The following is a 19076-nucleotide window of genomic DNA, read 5'->3' on the forward strand; positions in this document are numbered from 1 at the left end:
CATGGAATTACGCCCTGTTCTGGATATAGGCGGGCTGCTTGTTTCGTCCTTTGTTGTCCATGCCGGATTGGCTATTGCCACCCTGCTGGCTCTTAACCCGGTTCTATCCAAAGTACGTGCCCGCCGCGTGGTATGGAACCTGCCTCTGGCTGAATTTGGCATTCTTATATGCCTTATCGGCCTTTACACTATTTTGTTGTGAAAGGGCTTTCCGACCGTGTTTGAGCGCGCCCGCCGCGTCCTGCAGTTTATCACAACGGTGACCATTCTTGCCATTGCGGCCGTTGTTTGCTTTGTACTGTGGGATTATTACACAGCCGCCCCCTGGACCCGAAACGGACAAGTGCGTGTACAGGTTGCAGATATTGCCCCTCGTGTTTCAGGCCAGATTATTGCTGTGCGCGTAAGAGATAACCAGTTCGTTCATGCCGGAGATATTCTGTACGAAATTGATCCGTTTGACTTCAAGGTAGCGCTGGCCACAGCAACGGCTGTTGTCAACCAGCGCAAGGCGGATATGGCGCTGAAAGATACGCAGGAGTTTCGGCGTGATAGGCTGACAGATGCTGCGGCCTCCCGCGAAGAAAAGCAGGTTTATCAAGCCACGGCAGACATTGCCAAAGCTGCTTATGCACAGGCATTGGCCAATCTTTCCCAAGCCAAAATCAACCTTGATCGTACGTATGTGCGCAGCACGGTAACAGGTTACGTCAATAACCTCATCATGCGTGTGGGTGATTACGCAACAGCAGGCAAATCCAATATTGAGGTTATTGATGCCTCATCCTACTGGGTGGATGGATATTTTGAGGAAACAAAAATTCGCTCCATTCACGTTGGGGATCGGGTACGCTTGGATCTGATGGGGTATCGGGAGCCTATGTGGGGCCATGTTGTCAGCCTTACGCGCGGCATTGCAACCGCCAACGCAGCCACAGCAACGCAGGGCCTGCCATCGGTTGATCCGGTTTATACATGGGTGCGTCTGGCGCAGCGTATTCCTGTGCGTGTGCAGATAGACAGTATTCCCCCCGGCACCCAGTTGGCTGCTGGCATGACCAGCACGGTGACTGTTGTGGGCAGCAAAGGCAAACGCGCGCATGATACACTCACCGAAGCACTGGATCGTATGCACGATGCCTTAATGGGTGGCACTGGCGGCAGTGGGCTGCGCCATTAAAACAGATAGACGCACCCCTCTGGCACTGGCAAAAAGAAGACATGCTGTATTCTTTTTTTCGTTCAGAACTTTGCGCTGCAATGGCTCTTTGCTTGGCGGTTTTTCTGCCCTCTACTGCCTGTGGGGCAGAAAAAACCAGAACCCCGGCACTCAATATTGCAGCGCCCTGTCTGAACAGCCTGCATATCCGCGCCCAAAAAGGCGTAACGCAGCCTGAACCAGCAAATGGGCAATGGCCAACAGGCCTACAGCTTGCCACCAACTCTGATGGCAGCCTGTCTCTTGCAGGGCAAAACTGCCAGGCAGATACCAATCTTACGCTCACCACGCCCCCCAATATGCCGTTGGTTATTACCAGCACAGGCAGAACAGCCATTCAGGTGGATGACCGTAAAGGCCCTGTTTTTCTTCAGGCTGGCAGCGGAGCCGTAACACTAGGGCGCACTGCGGAACTGAATGTTACTTCTGATTCCACTGGCGCTATCACCATTCCTGTATTGGCTGACTCTGCACGTTTGCGTTCCACACTTTCTGCCCCGTTCATGATCGGAAAGGTGCAAGCCCCGGCTCTGGCTATTTATCTTGGCGGCTCTGCCTCCTTTACAACCCAACAAGGTAAGCTGGAGGCGTTGGAAATCACCTCTAACAGCACGGCAGATGCTGTATTTCACGGTGAAACATCCGTGGCGGCCCTGCATGTTGAAAATGCAGGCAATATTTTAGTGGATAAAGCCACCGGCACCTTAGCCACAGAGCGTGATGGCAAAGGGAAAATTGTTGTAACCTCAACCCAAGGCAACCACTAGCCCGCATTCTGCGCTGTAAATGCGGATCGAGCATGGTCTTTCAATATGAAAGCCCTTAAAACGTCGGTGCACTTTTAACTGATATATCAAGGACTCTCTAAATGTCTGATACCCTGCCCGACCGCCTTTCCGTAAACCCGGAAAGCCCTTTTTATAATGAAGACCTGCTGGCCCGGGGCATTGGCGTGCGCTTTAAAGGCGTAGAAAAAACAAACGTTGAAGAATATTGCATCAGCGAAGGTTGGGTACGTGTGGCCGTGGGCAAAACGGTAGATCGGCGTGGCAACCCCCTTACCATGAAGCTAAGCGGCCCGGTTGAAGTGTGGGTCAAGGACTGACCTGCCCTCCACACATATCCCAAATACAATTAAATACTTTATTAAATTGTAGATGTTTGGGATAGTACACCCACGTCAACGTGAGATTCAGGGAGACTTCCATGACTCAAACAGAAAACTCCACAACACCAGATCTACGCTACACTGTTGTTGTCGTGGGTGGTGGATCTGCTGGCATTGCCGTAGCAGCCCGCCTACTGCGTGAACGGGCCACACTGGATATTGCCATTATAGACCCCGCAACCACCCACGCCTATCAGCCCGGCTGGACACTGGTTGGCGCAGGCGTCATGAAGCTGCGGAGCACGCTGGATCAGGAAGGTGGCGTTATCCCCAAAGGCTGCACCTGGTTGCGTGCTGCGGCGGCATCCTTCCAGCCAGATAATAACATGCTTACGCTGGAAGATGGCCGCACCGTTGCTTACAACCGCCTGATTGTTTGCCCCGGCCTCCAGTTGGATTGGGATAAGATTGAAGGGCTAACAGATACGCTGGGCCGCAATGGCGTGTGCAGTAACTATTCCAAAGATACTGTGGAATATACATGGACATGCATCCAATCCCTTTCCGGTGGCACGGCACTGTTCACCCAGCCGCCGATGCCTATCAAATGCGCTGGCGCGCCGCAGAAAATTGCCTATCTGGCATCTGATTACTGGCGCAAGCAAGGCACGCTTAACCGCACCAATGTAGATTTCTGCATGACTGGTGATGCGCTGTTTGGCGTGGCTTACTATCGCCCCGGTTTGCAGGAAGCCGTAGATTATTATGGCATTAACGTGCTGTACAAGCATACACTGGTTGCCGTAAACGGGCCGGAACACAAGGCAACCTTTGCCGTTACCGGGCCAGATGGAAAAGTTACAAATGTGGTGAAAGAGTTTGACATGCTGCATGTCACCCCACCACAGAGCGCTCCAGACTTCATCAAAAAAAGTCCGTTGGCGAATGAAGGCGGCTGGTTGGATGTAGACCCCAGCACGCTCCAGCATGCCAAGTATCCTTCCATCTTTGGTATGGGCGATGTTATCGGCACATCCAACGCCAAAACCATGGCTGCTGCGCGTGCGCAAACCCCAGTGGTAACAGCAAACGTTCTGGCATCTCTGGATGGCAAACCGCTAACAGGCAGCTACGATGGATACGGTGCCTGCCCGCTAACCGTCGCTTACGGCAAGATTATTCTGGCGGAATTCCTGTATGGCGGCAAACCCGCCCCCAGCTTCCCTTACGATCAGCGCAAGCCTAGCCGCTTTGCATGGTTCCTTAAGACAACCGTATTCCCACGTGTTTACTGGGATATGATGTTGAAAGGGCGGGATATTGAAATGCCGCACCATCCGGAATGGGTAAAGAAATAAGTTCCGGCCTTTCTGATCTCCCCTTTCAGAAAGCAGACATAAAAAAGCCTCCCGAAAATATCGGGAGGCTTTTTTATTACCTCACTCTTATGCCTGCTTTTTATCAGGCCTCATCTATCGGCCGCTTGGGTAGTAGGGCTGGCACAAACACAAGTGTTGCCAACAATGTGCACCCCAAAGAAAGCAACAGCAACCGCCCCATACTTGCTGTGCCCGGATGGTGGGAAAGCGCCAGAGAACCAAAGGCTGTGCCCGTTGTCAGGGCAGAAAACAGCACGGCACGTGCAGTGGGCGAAGCCAGCGGATATTTCACACCATCCCGCCAGTTCATGACAAAATAGATATTGAAGGAAACCCCAACCCCTAGCAGCAGGGGCAATGCAATAATGTTTGCAAAGTTTAGGGTTTCAGGCAGCAGCACAATCAAAATAACTGTCATCAAAGCAGAAAGCAACAACGGTGCCAGCACCAGCGCCATATCCTTAACGCGGCGCAGGGCCAGCATCAGAATAACGGCAATCATAACAATAGCTGCGCCTGCGGCCTGTTCAAACGCCTTCACAATAGAACGTGCGCTTTCCACAATATCAACCGCTGTACCAGCCATTTGTGGCTCTACTTTCTGGAGAGAACCCACAAATTTACGCAGCGCGCCAGAATTGGACATCACTCCCTTAGGATGCACTTCCACCAAGGCACGGCCATCTGGCAGCAAGTAATCATCTGCAATTTCAGCAGGCACATCCTTGATGCTTACAGGCGTTGCCTGAAGCATGGTGCGCAACTGATCCAGCTCTGTCGGCAAAAAGCGCACCAATGCGGTGTTAGCAGCCTGCACTGTGGCATCTGGAGCTTCTGCCAACTTGGCCAGAGCAGCCTGAATACGGCGTAGCGGGTCTTGAGCAGGCAGTTTATCCAGCACAGCAGCCAAAGCAACAGACGTATCATGTGCTGATTTACGCAGATCATCCGCTGTGGGAGCAGCTTTAGGCTGTGGCACAATAAGCGTTGGTAACAGAATAGAAGCCGCATCCTGAATAAGAGCCAGTTTCTGCTGCTGTTGGGTTGGCACAAAGGAGCCCAGCCACATCACATCATTCACATCTGGCAGATTAGACAAGCGTGTTGTTTCTTTTTCTGCATCAGCAAGGGAATGCACCAGCAATTCTGCACTATAAGGAGATGTCTGCGGGTTGTTGATCAGCAGTTTAAGGGCGCGCATCCCTTCCGAGTTCGGATTTTTGGTATGCAGCGGGTCACCATCAAACTGTAGGCTGGGTACTAGCGCCAAGCCCACCAAAGCCACCAGTGCAAAAAAGCCCAGAAGCAGCTTGCGCATATGGCGGATTTTAATGTCCACCGGCTTCATGAACGCATAGCCCATACTTGGGCAGTTGAGCGGCGGATGGCAGATTTTTAGCAGTGAAGGCAAAAGCGTGGTGGTGCAGATAAACGCAACCAACATGCCAATACCAGCAATAAGACCAAGCTGCGCAACACCCAGAAAAGCTGTGGGCGTAAAGGCCAGAAACCCTGCGGATGTTGCCAAGGCAGCTACAAGAATCTGATGCCCGGTTTCTTCACCCGTAAGGCGCAGCGCTTCAAACATGCCTTCTTCGCCCGTGTGTGTGGGTGTTTGAGCCCGAAAGCGCACAGAAAACTGGATGGCAAAGTCCACCGCAATGCCAACAAACAGAATAGCAAATGCCACGGAAATCAGGTTAAGCGTACCAACAGCTACAGCGGCAAATCCGGTGGTAAGCAACAAGCCCACCACAAGTGTGACCACAATAGGCAGCACCACGCGCCATGTTCTAACAGCAAGCGTAAGCCACAAGGTAACAAGCGCCAAAGACCCCAGAAGCCCTGCCACCATGCCTTCTGCCACGGTTGCAAACTCTTCATCATCCAGCTGCACCTGCCCGGTTAAATAAACCTTGGCGTGCCCATTTTTAACAAATTCCAGAGAACTGATAGCCTGCCGCATGGCATCTGCAGAGGCACCACCCGGCTGAAAAGACCCATAATCCAATATCGGTTTGGTGATAACGAACTGATAATTTCCAGCCAGATCAGAAAGTTTGCCGCCCAAAAGCTGCTGCCATGACATAGCCTCGGCATGCCCTGCCACGGCTTGTTCCAGCGTATTGGCAAAACCGGACAAAGGCGCCTGAAAGCCAGACAGATTGGCCTGATCCTGCTTTACGCCCTCTGCCATAAGGGAAAGAGCGCCAAACAGCCCTCGTGCTGAAGGATCTTGCGATAACGCCGCCAGAAATGGCTGCGCCGCGATTGTATCATTCAGCACCTGGGAAAGCGGCTGCGGCTCCAGAAACATCAAGCCGTTGCGTAGCAGATACGGGTTGGCATCTGGCCTATGCGCAAAGGAAAAGTGTTTATGATCGGCACTTATCTTGGCGGCCAGCTCTCGCGCGGTTTCCTGTCCTTCTTCCGGCATTTTAGCCTGAATGACAGCTACCAGAAGGTTTTCCTTCTGAGGGAATAAGCGCCCCATTTCATCGGAACGCTGCTTCCACTCTAAACGAGGAGAAAGCATTTTGCTGGTATCTGTCGTTACTCCCAGACGGGTCATGCCAGCGTAAACGCCTGCCCCCGAAAGCACGAGAAACAACGCCACAACAGCCCAGGCATGGCGGGCGCAAAACGCAATAAAACGACCTATGGGTGCAAACAGCATGATGAACGACAGGATCCCAAAATAATCACAGCCCCAGCAGAAGGGGCTGTCATGGTTTGCCCAACCCCCCAGCCAGAAGCAAGTGATGATGTAAGCAGGGCTCTGTTTTCCTTTTTACAGACCCGTGCGGGAAAAGGGCATTTTACGCAGGCGCTCGGCATAAGGGCGCCATGTATGCTCAAGCCATTGCCACAATATAAGAGAGGGCAAACCCCAAGCAATTTCACGCAAACGTTTGATAAGAGAAAGCGCGATGGCAACTGCAGGCGGCATACCAAAAAGGCTACCAACCATAATGTAGCCCCCTTCTGACACACCAAGGGCCCCGGGTACGGCAAACCCGGCTGATTTAGCTGCTTCTCCCACACCTTCGATCACAAATCCGGTAGCAAGAGAGCACCCATGCCCCATGAAGTGCAGAATCAACCACACCTCAACAGCCCCCAAAGCCCACGCACAAAACTGCAATATCAGGCCACTAACCGCATTGCGGCCTGATTTATACAGCGCAAGCACTTCCTTATTAAGGCCGCGAATACCATCAACACCGCTCCACCCCAGATGAGCAGCTATGCGGATAAGCAATTTCTCTATGAAAGCAACGGCCCCAAGCCACTGGCTGATAAATACGCCGCCGCCAATAGCCAAAAGCACCAATGCACTTTCCAGCAATCGGTCTGTAACAGCAGAGCGCTTGACCAAGAACAGCAACATAACCAAGCCGCTGAGGGTAAATACCACTTGGCTGAGCAACTCTATTGTCAGATCACAAATTGTCGCGGCGGCCGCATGTTTTAGGCCCAAGCCACGCCGTGCGAGCAAGCGGGAGGACATTACCTCCCCACCAACCTGTGCAACGGGGAGAAGGTTATTTATGCCCTCTCGCACACAGCGGAGCATGAAATAGGCTCTTAACGGCAGAACCGGGCCAAAAGTCTGGCCCGCAATGGTGCGCCAAGCGGAAGCAGAAAGAAAAACCTGTACGCTATGAAAAGCAATAACAGCTAAAATGCCCCAACCGCCTGTCATAACAAGAGAAAAAATGGAGGACACCCCAAACTCGGCCAGCATCCATACGGTCAACCCCAAACCGAAAATCCCGGCAATGAGAGTGACCCGCTTCATGCTCCCTCCATCCTTTTTCTGGCTTGGCTTTTACACTTTCGGTTGGTGCAGCCTAACACACCTCATTTATTTAGCCTTTGATCTGGCGCAGCAAGGCCAGAGATTCCACACACGCCGCAGCGGCTTCGCGCCCTTTGTTATGGATATCATCCGCAGAACGTACCTGTGCCTGCTCTTCTGTATAAGTTGTCAGCACACCAAAGGCGATAGGCGTTTCTGTGGCCAAAGATGCCTGAAGAATACCCATTGTGGCGCCTAGGCTAATAAATTCAAAATGCGCTGTATCCCCTTTTACCACGCACCCAAGGCAGATAACGCCTTCATAGTTGCCTGTTTTGGCGAGTGTCTGTGCCAGAAGTGGCATTTCAAAGGCACCGGGCGCAGCAAATACATCACCATCTTTCACGGCAATGTTATGTTCTGCCAGCCAAGCCACTGCGCCATCACGCAGGCCACCTGTCACAGTTTCATTAAATCGGCTGACAATAATAGCCAAACGCGGCGCAGGAGAAAGCGCCTTGAGATCCGGCAAGGAAACGGGGGAACGTGTACCCATCAGTTAAACACCTTTAATAACTCACTTATGTAAAAATCAGACAACCGCATCCGGTTCGGCATCAACGGCAATAAACTGCCCAAGATGATGCCCCATGCGCCGGCGTTTGGCTTCCAGATAGGCACGATTATGCGCGGTAGGTGGAATTTCCAGCCCAATCCGGCGGCGCACCATAAACCCGCGTGCTTCCAGTGCGCGCACTTTATCTGGATTGTTCGTCAGCAAATCCAATTCGCCCACGCCAAGGCTGCGCAATACGCCAGAGGCTGCGCGCCAATCTCTGGCATCTGTTGCAAAACCAAGACGATGGTTGGCATCCACCGTATCTAGCCCGGCATCCTGTAGCTCATAGGCCCGGATTTTGTTGACCAACCCGATACCACGCCCTTCGTGCCCGCGCACATAGACCAGCACGCCACATTCCGCCTGCCCTATGGCCCGCAACGCTGCATGCAACTGTGACCCACAATCGCACCGCAGGGAGCCAAGAGCATCACCTGTCACGCACTCAGAATGCAAACGCACCAGCGGCACAGCACCGCTGCGGCGCACATCACCTTTTACCAAGGCAACATGCTCCACGCCGTTTTCATCCTGAAAAGCATGGATGATCAAATCGTCCCCACCGTAAGCACTGGGTAAGGATGCCTGCGCCAGATCTGGCACCGCAGGCTCTGGCGCAGTTTCCGGATTTGCTTCGGCGGCCTGCGCAGCCAAGGATGACAAACCGTGTGCTTTAATCCACGTTACCAGCTCTGCAATAGAGACAATCGGCAGATCATGCTGGCGGGCAAACACTTCTAACTGAGGGCGGCGCGCCATGGTGCCATCTTCATTCAGAATTTCACAGATAACGGCAGCTGGCTTTAACCCGGCCAAACGCAGCAGATCTATTGACCCCTCGGTATGCCCAATACGTTCCAGCACCCCACCGGGGGCGGCCCGCAGTGGAAAGATATGGCCCGGTGTGGCGATATCTGCTGGCGTTGCGTTTTCTGATGCCGCGACACGCACAGTATGCGCCCTGTCTGGCGCAGAAATGCCGGTGCTAACGCCTTCCTTCGCCTCAATAGAGACCGTAAACGCCGTGCCGTACTGAGCGGTATTGTCGCTTTGCCGCACCATCATGGCCAGACCGAGGCGATCCACCTGTTTTGGCGTAAGTGGCAGGCACACAAGGCCACGCGCATGGGTGATCATGAAGTTCATGGCTTCTGGCGTCATAAACTCAGCGGCCATGACCAGATCGCCTTCGTTTTCACGATCTTCATCATCCACCATAATGACCATCCGGCCAGCACGCACGGCTTCAACCGCCTGCAAAAGCCTTGCCGATGCCTTAGCTGCCACAGGGGCTGCTGTTTTTACTTGGTCCGGCATTGTGCCTCCACGTATTTGGCAATGATATCCACTTCCACATTCACGGCATCACCCACCCTCAATGTGCCGAGCGTGGTGTGCTCCCATGTGTGCGGAATAATCATCAGTTCGATGGGAAAGGTCTCGCCATTTGGCTCACCCACTTCGTTCAACGTCAGGCTAATACCCGCAAGTGCTACAGACCCTTTGGCCACCATGTAGCGCCGTAGCTGGGCTGGCACTTCAAACACCACGCGCCGCGCATCGCCAAACTGCGTACATTCTGTAAACCGTGCCACGGCATCCACATGGCCTTGCACAATATGGCCAGAAAGACGTGTAGCGGGGGTAACGGCACGTTCCAGATTGATCTGGTGCCCGGCTTTAAGCGCGCCCAACGTGGTGCAATCCAGTGTCTCGCTGCTTACAAAAAAGCGAACAAGGCCAGTTGTCGAAGGCGCGACTGCCGTTAAACACACACCATTTACGGCTATACTTTCACCCTCCGCCACATCATGCAGCCCGGTTTCCACTTCCAGCATAAGAGACTGGGGGCTGTGCTCCGCCTTAACCACATGACCGAGAGATTCTATGATACCGGAAAACATACCTGCTCCTGCGCACACCGCATCCATTCAGGAAACAAAGAAAGAGGTGTGACATCATGTTGGGTTGAAACAGCAAGATGATCCTGCCCTGAAGCATCCTGACGGATGGTCAGCCAATCATCCCACAAATTATGGGTTTTAAGGGCCTCCAGCAGAGTTGGCCCGGCTTCTACCAGCACCCACAGCGCATCACTTTGCGCCAGAATATATGGCAGTTGTGCAATATCAGGGCAGAAGCTTACATCGAACGCGGCTGAAACACTGGCCAGCCACTCAGCCGGAGCATGTTTTTCCTGGCCACATACCACCAACAGGCGGCGGCGTTCAGGGTGATCTTCAACATGCCGAACAGTTAGCGTGGGCCTATCAGCCAGCACGGTGCCTGTGCCTGTTACAATACCATCTGTTACGCGCCGCAAAGCATGTGCCAGACGGAGGGATGCTGGGGTTGTAAAGGTTTTTTGCCCTTGGGGTGGCACCATGGACCCTTTGCTATCCAGCGCCTGTTTAACGGTTATCCAAGGCCGCCCGTGTGTCATGCGCCAAGCAAATGGTGCCAGCAATGCACGACAACGTGCATATGTGCCCGCAGCATTCATGCACTGCCATAAGCGGTTAACCGTAATACCTTCATGCTCCAAACGTGCGGCACCCCCGCCCTGCACGTGTGGATTAGGATCTGCACAGCCAATCCAGGCAGTTTTTACTGGGGTAGAAAGCAGTGCTTCCGTACATGGGGGGGTGCGACCGGTATGATTACAAGGCTCCAGCGTGACAACAGCGGTATCAATCCGCTCCACCAACCCAAGAGCACGCGCCTGCTCTACAGCCAGTCTTTCTGCATGTGCGGTGCCTGCCTGATGATGTGCGGCCACAACCAACACATCTCCTTGCGCATCCAATAACACACACCCTACTGGCGGGTTGGGGGCTGTGCGCCCTACAAAGCTCCACGCCTCAGCCACGGCGAGATGAAACGCCACACCAATGCGTTCTGGCATGATCTGTCGGGAAATCTGTGAAAAGCTGTTCACCCTGTTTCTGCCCGCGTTCTCATAAACCAGACGGACTCAGGGCGTAAGATAGCCTTGCACGCACGTCATTCTGAACGAATCACGATCACGCACCAGTCTTTCTGTTCTCTTCCATCCGGACTATCACCGTCGGCCCCGGAATTGCACCGGATCTGCTGACCCCGCCAGAAGCGAGCGCTCGCGGGCTTACAACGCTTTGCGCTGCTTACCGCCGGTAGGGATTTGCACCCTGCCCTGAGAACATCACACCCACAACATGCGAGTGATAACAAGTATGATGGCCCTGCATTTTCTCTTATGCAAGAGCAAATGCCTTCACAGTTTGTTAAAAACCGCCTCTACCTTGCCCAAATGTTTCGGGAAAGTTATGATGCCGCCATATCTATCTAAACTAGGTAAAAGGAACTTATTGCTCCTTAAACCCGGTCATTCTGATAGCAATCTATGGCAGGTTTTTATGGCATATCCACAGGCACGTGCGTTTTGCATCATACGCAGGCAGACGAAACAACTTTAACCTGTATGCCCTTCATATCAGATCTGCACCACAGATTCCGCATGCCGTTTTTGGCTATGCGTTGCCTTTCCTTACAGCCACAGCGGAATACGGAGCACTATCTGCCCCTGTTTCTGCCAGCCAACATGGATTTACCATGAGCATACCCGACCAGAAGCAAACATCTGCTTCTTCTACACCACCCTATTCTGGCCTGGCTGGCTGGATTAACAGACGCCTTCCGGTCATTTCTGCCTTTCGGGCTGAATATGTTGATTTCCGTGTGCCGCGCAATCTGAATGGCTGGTGGAATTTTGGGGCCATTCTTACGCTTGTTCTGGGGCTGATGCTGGCCAGTGGCATTTTTCTTGCCATGAACTATACCCCCACAGATGCAGGGGCTTTTCTTTCTGTTGAAGCTATAGAACGCCAGCTTTCTGGCGGATGGCTTTTACGTGCCATGCATATGACAGGCGCAAACCTGTTTCTGGCTGCTTTGTATTTGCATCTGTTCCGTGGGCTTTATTATGGATCTTACAAAGCCCCGCGTGAACTGCTGTGGTTAACCGGCCTTGTACTGATGCTGATGGTTATGGCCACCGCTTTTGCAGGCTATCTGCTGCCGTGGGGCCAAATGTCCTATTGGGGCGCAGATGTAATTACCAAGGCCGTTGGCGCCATACCGGGTATTGGCCCAACGCTAGAACACATCATGACAGGCAGCGACCATCTGGGAGACATCTTCCTCCATCGCTTTTTTGTGCTGCATTTTGTTTTGGCATTTCTGATTGTTGGGGTTGTAGGCATACACGTAGCGGCTGTGCACGTTTCTGGCTCCAACAACCCAACTGGGGTTGAGCCACGCACCCCCAAAGATACGGTGCCGTTTTACCCATACTATATCAGCAAAGATCTGGTTGGCCTTATTCTGTTTGCCATGGTGTTTGCGGCCCTGATGTTCTTCTGGCCCAATATGCTGATTGAACCAGACAACTACACCCCGGCTGACCCTATGCACACGCCTGCGGACATTGAGCCTGAATGGTATTTCCTGCCGTTTTACGGGCTGCTGCAATCTGTGCCATCCAAATTTGGCGGGTTGGTTGCGGCCGCTGGTTCTCTGCTGGTTTTGTTTGCTTTACCGTGGCTTGACCGCTCCCCCGTGCGCTCCATGCGTTTCCGCCCCCTGTGCCGTATTGGGCTGTTGGGCGTTGTATGTGCATTTATTGTGCTGGCAGATGCGGGCAAACACCACGCACAAGGTGGCTGGCTGATTGCCGCCCGTTTGGCCGGGCTTTACTATTTTGGGTATTTTCTTGTGTTCCTTCCCCTTGTGTCCCGCACGGAAAAAACGCGCCCTCTCCCTTCCTCCATTGCTGCATCACAGGGAGACGCCTAATGCGTAAGCATGTTTTTGCAGGCTCCTTGCTGGCAGCATTTACGCTTGCAACGCCCACACTGGCCAACACATCGGATAATAAAGCCCCGCCTCATCAGAAATGGAGCTTTGAGGGTGCCACCGGCACCTATGATAAAGCCAGCCTGCAACGCGGCTTTCTGGTGTATGATCATGTATGCGCCAGTTGCCACGGCATGCGCAGCCTGACATATCGAGATCTGGAAGGCATTGGGCTAAGTGATCAGGCAATTACAGACCTTGCCCATAGCAAGCAGATTCCCGGCCCGGTTGGCATCTCCGGCATGCCCACAATGCGCCCCGGCTTGCCGGATGATCACTTCCGGTCACCCTTCCCCAATGATGCAGCGGCAGCCGCTGTTATGGGTGGGGTTGCGCCGCCAGATCAATCTCGCTTGGCTGCTGTGCACCCTGGTGGCGCAGACTGGCTTTACGCCTTTCTGACAGGCTACCGCATGCCCCCGCCCGCTGATGCCCCTATTGTGCCGGGCAAATTCTATAATGATTGGGCAGAAGGCCATATGATTGGTATGCCACCGCCGCTGATGAACGGTGCCATTCAATACCCTGATGGCACACCGGCAACTGTGGAGCAGCAAGCCAAAGATATCACCACTTTCTTGGTCTGGGCCGCAGATCCGCACCGTAATGAGCGCCACCATATTGGCAAAGGGGTTCTGGCTTATCTGGCTGTTCTGCTTGTTCTGGCTATCGCATGGAAGCGGAAAATCTGGAAAAACCTGAAATCGCACGGATAAACGGAAAGCACGAACACCATGACACGCGAAACCGAAGAAACCGCAGCAACAGAACAAGCCCCCGGACGCCGTGACTTTTTGGGAATTGTAACCACGGCTGGCACAGTTACAGGCTTGGCAGCCTGTGCTGTTCCGTTTGTGCAAAGCCTGAAGCCGCAAGACAGCGCATCCGCCCATCTGCCTGTGGATGTTGATATTTCCAAACTTACCCCCGGCCAACAGATGACAGTTGTGTGGCAGGGCAAGCCTGTGTTCATCATGCGCCGCACACCAGAAGAAATTGCTGCACTGCAAGACCACGCGCTGGCCGAAAAACTACGGGATGCAGAGTCTGCTGCAAACCAGCAGCCCGCTTATGCCCGCAACTGGCATCGCTCTCTTGTGCCAGAATATGGTGTTTACGTGGGTATTTGCACGCATTTGGGCTGCGTGCCGGGCCTTAACCAACCTACAGGCAACACGGCTGATACATGTGGCGGCTATGGCTGCCCCTGCCACGGATCAAAATTTGATCTGGCAGGCCGCGTTTATAAAGGCGCACCGGCTCCGTATAATTTGCCTGTGCCGCCTTATTCCATGCCCTCACCAACCAGTATCCGACTGGGAGAAAACCCCAAGGGGCAAAACTTCGATTTCTCAACAATCGAACAGATCTAAACACCTACTACAAACGCCGCACTCACCCTGCGGCGTTTTTTATATCTGCGTAGTAGGCTCACCTCACTCTTGGAGTGTGAGATGAATTGCCAAAATGCACTCTTATCGAGAGAATGGAAAACCGCCAATCTAAACTGTGTTTTTCAACCATCTTGATTGCAAGGGTATAAATAAATGTCTGATATTGTGGTGGTTTATCATTCTGGGTTTGGCCACACGCGCAGAGTAGCAGAATACGTTGCCAAAGGTGCTAACGCTGCAATTCTGGAAATTGATCAAAATGGTGATCTGCCAGAAAACGGCTGGGAAGCTTTAAACAAAGCCAAAACCATTGTGTTTGGTTCCCCCACCTATATGGGCAATGCCAGTTGGCAGTTTAAGAAATTTGCAGATGCTACATCCCGCATCTGGTTCAATCGTGGGTGGCAGAACAAACTGTTTGCCGGATTTACAAACAGCGCCAGCCCGGTGGGGGATAAAGGGTGCACTATGGCATGGTTTCAGGTTCTGGCGGCACAGCACGGTGGCATCTGGATCAGCCTAGACCTGCTGCCTTCCAACACAAAAGCCGCTACAAAAGCCGATATCAACGTGCTGGGTGGTGCCGCCGGCCTGCTGGTGCAAAGCCCTTCTGATGCTAGTGTAGATGAAATTCCGAGCGGTGATCTGGATACAGCCACCACTTACGGCACACGCATTGCCGAGGTAACTGCGCGCTTTAGATAACAAGCATTTAGCCAGCATGTTTCCTGCCCCCGAATAGCAGACATGCTGGCTATACCTTTTTCAGCCAGCCCCTCAAACGCTAAAACACCCCCAGTATCTACCGCAAACGGGGACGTAATGGCTGTTTCTTGGGGGATTTTCAGGCTATCATCCAGCTTTCCGCGGGGCTGAATGTTGCTATTCTCAGCTTTGTGGATATCAGCATTCCTGCCATTAAGGAACGCCGCCGTGTGTTTTCCAAAGCACGGCAGGAGCTGGAAATCTACCGCAAGAACCCGCACAAAGTGACAACAGAAGATAAAGCCGCCCATGCAGGCGCGGTGGGTGAAATAGACCGCCAGCTTTTTGACCTATGGCGTGAGACATCAGAGTTTGAAACCGTGGAAGATTCCATGATTAAAACAACGGGTGTTTTTGGCTTTATTGGTGCAATCGTGAGCATAAGCTTGTTGTGGTATTCCGGCCTGCATTACGATGATCCAATGCGAACATCTGGAGAGTTGCTAACGTTACTTTCCTTCCTCTCCTTGGCTGCGGCGTTTTTCATTAACTTTCTTACTGCGTTCAAGGCCGCGCATTATACAAAACGCTGCAATGACCTGCGCCAACAAATGCGGCAAAAATTATAACTGCCAATCCTACGCCACGGGTAAATAACATTCATTATTTCTTTTTTATTTCTTTATCGGAATGTTTCTGCCTAAACTACCAAACACTTTGGCCATGTAACAGCCGCACTGAAGGGACATCCCCCTCCATGACGACGCTTCCTAAAAAACAGAAAGTTCTGCTGCTTCTCTCTGCTTCTTCACTGTTGTTTCCGGTTTTGCATAAAACGGCACATGCGCAGGTTCTGCCCTTTACAAGCCTGAAAACCAGCAGTTCCAGCTTGGGCCGCTGGTTGTCTGATATTACCCTTACGGGGCAGATTGAAGGCGGTATCATGGCCAATCCGGCACGCCCCAATCCCGGCTATAACTACGGAGACTTTCTGGCCGACCACGCCAACCAGGTACAACTGAACCAAGCTGAATTCACTATTTCCAAAGCCATCGATTCCAGCCTGAACGAGTATCAGATCGGATTCACCCTAGAAGGGCTGTATGGTTCCGATGCCAGATACTACCATGTGCTTGGCATTTCAGATCAGGAATGGAAGGCGCGTTACCAGCTTATTCCCGCCCAAGCGCATGTGGATGTGCATCTACCGTGGCTAACAAAAGGTGGGCTGGATATGCAGGTTGGTATTCTACAGGCCCCCATGGGTGTTGAAGGGTTAGACCCCACATCCCGCGCCTTTTATACACTTGCCTATACATCTGAATATTCTGTGCCGTTTGAGCATATTGGCGCTATGTTTAACTGGCACGTAACGCCAATAGTGGATGTCACTTTCGGAATTGATACCGGGAACCAGACATCCTTTGGCAGATCCGATAACAACCACATGCCTGCGGCTTATTTTGGCTTCAACCTCAATAATCTCGCACATGGGAAACTACGCATTGTAGAACTCAGCCGCGTTGGGCCGGAAAACTCTTGGCGCTCGGTCGGACATTACGAAGCAGACCACGCACAACGCTTCTGGAACGATATCAACGCCACCTATAATATAAATGACAAGCTCTCTGTTACTGCAGAATTCAACTACCTGCATGATGAAGGGGTGCGTGGCATAGGTGCGCGTGGGCAATTTGCTGGCGCAGATGCAGAAAGTTTTGTCAGCTTCCTGAGCTACAAGATCAACAAGGAATTCACCTTCAATTACCGCGGCGAAATTTACCGCGATAATAACAACATGATGGTAGCCACCTTCCGCGGCAATAACTCCTATATGGAAGCCTTGGCTGGCACGGGCGGAGAAACTGTTGCTGGCCCCTCTGGCCATGGCACCACATATGGGGATCTCTCCTTGAACGTCGTGTATCATCCAGATTTGGGGCACCATGTGCGCGTATTTCAGCTTCGGCCAGAAATACGGTTTGATCGCTCCCTTAATGGCACCACACCTTTTAATGGTGGCCGCAACAACGGCATGTTCACCTTTGGTGGCGATGCGGTTATCGGGTTCTGATACATTCAGACACAGGCTGCAATATTCACCGCAGCCTGTTTTGTCTTTTTAACTGCCTAATCTGGATGAGAGCACCAGATACAAAATAAACACACAGTCCAACCCGCAGAGCATCAGGGTAAGTTCTGCCCATTTGCGGGTTGTCAGCACAAAGGCTGTGTGTAGCAGCAAACCCAGCGCCAGACTGACCATAAAATCACCCGTCAGCACGGTTACAAGCAACATGAACAGCGGAATAACCCGCTCCTGCACAGCCAAAGATTTCAGGTCTGGCAGGCTGCCAAGCATACCCAAGCCAACCAGAATAAGAGCCGGAGCAGTTGCCACAGCAGGCACGCAGATAATAAGCGGCCACAAGATAGATGACACAGCAAACAAACATGCCACTACCAGCGCTGTCAGCCCTGTGCGCCCCCCTTCTTCCACGCCCACCAAAGATTCTAGATAAGCCGAAACAGTGGATGTGCCTAAAGCAGAACCAATAACACTGGCCGTTGCATCTGCCACAAAAGCCGATTTTGCCAATAAAGGCTGCCCCTGTTTATCCTTAAGGCCAGAACGCTGCATTACGGCCATCATGGTGCCGGTAGCATCAAAAAAATCACCCAAAAAGAAATAAAGCGTTATGGGCAAAACCAGAAACAGATTGGCAAACAGGCCATGAAAATCATACGGAAACAACATGAACCACGGATAGGATGGCCAATCCACCCAATGCGCGGGAAGTTGCGTCACCTTGCTGCCATCTGGATGTGCAACCCATAAACCAGCTATTGTTACGGCAATAACAGACACCAAAATGGCGGCCGGTACACGCGCCCATTTTAACATCATGGCCAGAAAAACCCCGGCCAGCGCTAAAAGCACAACAGGGTTGGACAACTGCCCAAAAACCAACCCTTCTCCACCCTTCGTTACCAAGCCACCATTTACAATGCCGATATGAGCCACAAAGGCTCCAATGGCAAAATGAATGCCCTGTTTGACCGAAAGCGGAAACGTTTCAACAATTCTGCGGCGCCACGGCGTAAGGGAAAGAAACAGAAAGGCCAGCCCTCCTAACAGCACCATTGTAAAGGCCTGAGCCGGTGGCACTCCCATACGCACAATAACAATCTGGGCGAACACCACATTGCTGCTCATAACAGGTGCAAGCGCTATGGGCAGGTTGGCCCCCACCGCCATGATAAAGGACCCCACAACCGCAGAGGCAATTGTAGTGATAACCATGGCATGTTGGTCTAACCCGGCAGAAGCCAGAATATTGGGGTTAACTGCCATAATATAGGCCATTGCCCCAAAAGTGGTGATACCCGCCACAACTTCCTTGGGAATACTGGAACCTCGGCCAGAAATATCAAAAACACGATCCAGACATGCACGCATGCCTGACCATAAATCTCTCATCCATTCCTCGGCAGTGCTGCTGGGGCCAGTTTCTGCTTTATCTTACGGATGTACGAACAAAAATAACACCAGCAGAATAAAAGATTTCCTGCCTTAACACACGTAATCTGCGCAGCACATAGCAGCCATCCCTCCTTCCCCGTAGCTGAATGCAGGGAGCATCCCCATTTCGTAAAATGAACAAATGCTTAGGCTTGAGCATCAAAGCAGAAAGGACTTTTTTATGACCGATAAAGCACCGCACGAAACCAGCTCCCTTTTCCATCTGGCAGAACGCGCCCTTAAACAGCCCAAGCTGGCAACTAAGGAAGAAGTGCGTGAACTGGCAAATTATGTGCTTAAAGGCGGCGTTAAGGCTGGTGAAGCCGAACGCGAAGTGGCCAAAAAAGCAGAGCGCAACCCAGAAGGTGTAGAAGCCTCTGAAATTGAATCTCTGGCAAAAACCGTTATTACCGCACATTCCTGATAATCGCGCA

At 52.4% G+C, this 19076-nt stretch carries 19 protein-coding genes and 1 riboswitch; of the genes, 12 read left to right on the forward strand and 7 right to left on the reverse strand.

What is annotated here, in order from left to right:
* The first annotated feature begins 1 nt into the window (after position 1).
* From DS739_RS09220 to DS739_RS09240, 5 genes are all read left to right on the forward strand, one after another.
* Entirely contained in the window at positions 2-202 is a 201-nt protein-coding gene (locus DS739_RS09220; RefSeq protein WP_003624554.1) for a DUF1656 domain-containing protein, read from the forward strand.
* A 15-nt stretch (positions 203-217) separates the two neighbouring features.
* Positions 218-1180, forward strand: coding sequence for an HlyD family secretion protein (locus DS739_RS09225; RefSeq protein ID WP_006116409.1), 963 nt, complete (start codon positions 218-220; stop codon positions 1178-1180).
* Between the two features lie 41 nt (positions 1181-1221).
* Complete coding sequence (locus DS739_RS09230; protein WP_035353626.1) at positions 1222-1986, forward strand: hypothetical protein; 765 nt, start codon at positions 1222-1224, stop codon at positions 1984-1986.
* 101 nt (positions 1987-2087) lie between these two features.
* Positions 2088-2324 carry a DUF3297 family protein gene (locus tag DS739_RS09235; protein ID WP_003624557.1) on the forward strand — a complete coding sequence of 79 codons (237 nt, stop codon included), beginning with the start codon at positions 2088-2090 and terminating at the stop codon, positions 2322-2324.
* A gap of 101 nt (positions 2325-2425) precedes the next feature.
* Entirely contained in the window at positions 2426-3685 is a 1260-nt protein-coding gene (locus tag DS739_RS09240; RefSeq protein WP_035353629.1) for an FAD/NAD(P)-binding oxidoreductase, read from the forward strand.
* Between the two features lie 103 nt (positions 3686-3788).
* Here DS739_RS09240 and DS739_RS09245 read toward each other — a convergent pair whose 3' ends face one another.
* The 6 genes from DS739_RS09245 to ribD form a co-directional block, all read right to left on the reverse strand.
* Entirely contained in the window at positions 3789-6383 is a 2595-nt protein-coding gene (locus tag DS739_RS09245) for an MMPL family transporter (RefSeq protein WP_006116406.1), read from the reverse strand.
* Between the two features lie 114 nt (positions 6384-6497).
* Positions 6498-7508, reverse strand: coding sequence for a lysylphosphatidylglycerol synthase domain-containing protein (locus DS739_RS09250; RefSeq protein ID WP_006116405.1), 1011 nt, complete (start codon positions 7506-7508; stop codon positions 6498-6500).
* Between the two features lie 70 nt (positions 7509-7578).
* Positions 7579-8064 carry a 6,7-dimethyl-8-ribityllumazine synthase gene (ribH, locus tag DS739_RS09255; RefSeq protein WP_006116404.1) on the reverse strand — a complete coding sequence of 162 codons (486 nt, stop codon included), beginning with the start codon at positions 8062-8064 and terminating at the stop codon, positions 7579-7581.
* 36 nt (positions 8065-8100) lie between these two features.
* On the reverse strand, positions 8101-9414 hold the full coding sequence (locus DS739_RS09260) for a bifunctional 3,4-dihydroxy-2-butanone-4-phosphate synthase/GTP cyclohydrolase II (RefSeq protein WP_035353653.1): 1314 nt from the start codon (positions 9412-9414) through the stop codon (positions 8101-8103).
* A gap of 14 nt (positions 9415-9428) precedes the next feature.
* On the reverse strand, positions 9429-10031 hold the full coding sequence (locus DS739_RS09265) for a riboflavin synthase (RefSeq protein ID WP_035353632.1): 603 nt from the start codon (positions 10029-10031) through the stop codon (positions 9429-9431).
* Entirely contained in the window at positions 10013-11065 is a 1053-nt protein-coding gene (gene ribD / locus DS739_RS09270) for a bifunctional diaminohydroxyphosphoribosylaminopyrimidine deaminase/5-amino-6-(5-phosphoribosylamino)uracil reductase RibD (protein WP_006116401.1), read from the reverse strand. Before ribD ends, DS739_RS09265 begins: the two co-directional genes overlap by 19 nt.
* Before the next feature lie 99 nt (positions 11066-11164).
* Positions 11165-11311: riboswitch (FMN riboswitch) on the reverse strand.
* A gap of 230 nt (positions 11312-11541) precedes the next feature.
* Between ribD and DS739_RS09275 the strand changes: the two genes are divergently transcribed.
* The 6 genes from DS739_RS09275 to DS739_RS09300 all read left to right on the forward strand — a co-directional run bounded on the left by DS739_RS09275 (position 11542) and on the right by DS739_RS09300 (position 17193).
* Positions 11542-12960 carry a cytochrome b N-terminal domain-containing protein gene (locus tag DS739_RS09275; protein ID WP_006116400.1) on the forward strand — a complete coding sequence of 473 codons (1419 nt, stop codon included), beginning with the start codon at positions 11542-11544 and terminating at the stop codon, positions 12958-12960.
* Positions 12960-13736, forward strand: coding sequence for a cytochrome c1 (locus DS739_RS09280; RefSeq protein ID WP_006116399.1), 777 nt, complete (start codon positions 12960-12962; stop codon positions 13734-13736). Before DS739_RS09275 ends, DS739_RS09280 begins: the two co-directional genes overlap by 1 nt.
* 18 nt (positions 13737-13754) lie before the next feature.
* Complete coding sequence (petA, locus tag DS739_RS09285; RefSeq protein ID WP_006116398.1) at positions 13755-14393, forward strand: ubiquinol-cytochrome c reductase iron-sulfur subunit; 639 nt, start codon at positions 13755-13757, stop codon at positions 14391-14393.
* Positions 14394-14567: 174 nt separating this feature from the next.
* Entirely contained in the window at positions 14568-15119 is a 552-nt protein-coding gene (locus tag DS739_RS09290; protein WP_006116397.1) for a flavodoxin family protein, read from the forward strand.
* Positions 15120-15247: 128 nt separating this feature from the next.
* On the forward strand, positions 15248-15748 hold the full coding sequence (locus DS739_RS09295; RefSeq protein WP_114012464.1) for a hypothetical protein: 501 nt from the start codon (positions 15248-15250) through the stop codon (positions 15746-15748).
* Between the two features lie 128 nt (positions 15749-15876).
* A complete protein-coding gene (locus tag DS739_RS09300; protein ID WP_006116395.1) occupies positions 15877-17193 on the forward strand; it encodes an outer membrane beta-barrel protein in 1317 nt (438 codons plus the stop codon).
* A gap of 48 nt (positions 17194-17241) precedes the next feature.
* On the opposite strand, the gene DS739_RS09305 is transcribed toward DS739_RS09300, so the two are convergent.
* A complete protein-coding gene (locus DS739_RS09305; RefSeq protein ID WP_006116394.1) occupies positions 17242-18600 on the reverse strand; it encodes an NCS2 family permease in 1359 nt (452 codons plus the stop codon).
* 223 nt (positions 18601-18823) lie between these two features.
* On the opposite strand from DS739_RS09305, the gene DS739_RS09310 reads away from it, so the two are divergent.
* Positions 18824-19066, forward strand: coding sequence for a hypothetical protein (locus tag DS739_RS09310; protein ID WP_035353640.1), 243 nt, complete (start codon positions 18824-18826; stop codon positions 19064-19066).
* Positions 19067-19076: the final 10 nt, after the last annotated feature.

It is taken from the genome of Acetobacter sp. JWB (assembly GCF_003323795.1).
Classification (GTDB): Bacteria; Pseudomonadota; Alphaproteobacteria; order Acetobacterales; family Acetobacteraceae; genus Acetobacter; species Acetobacter oryzifermentans.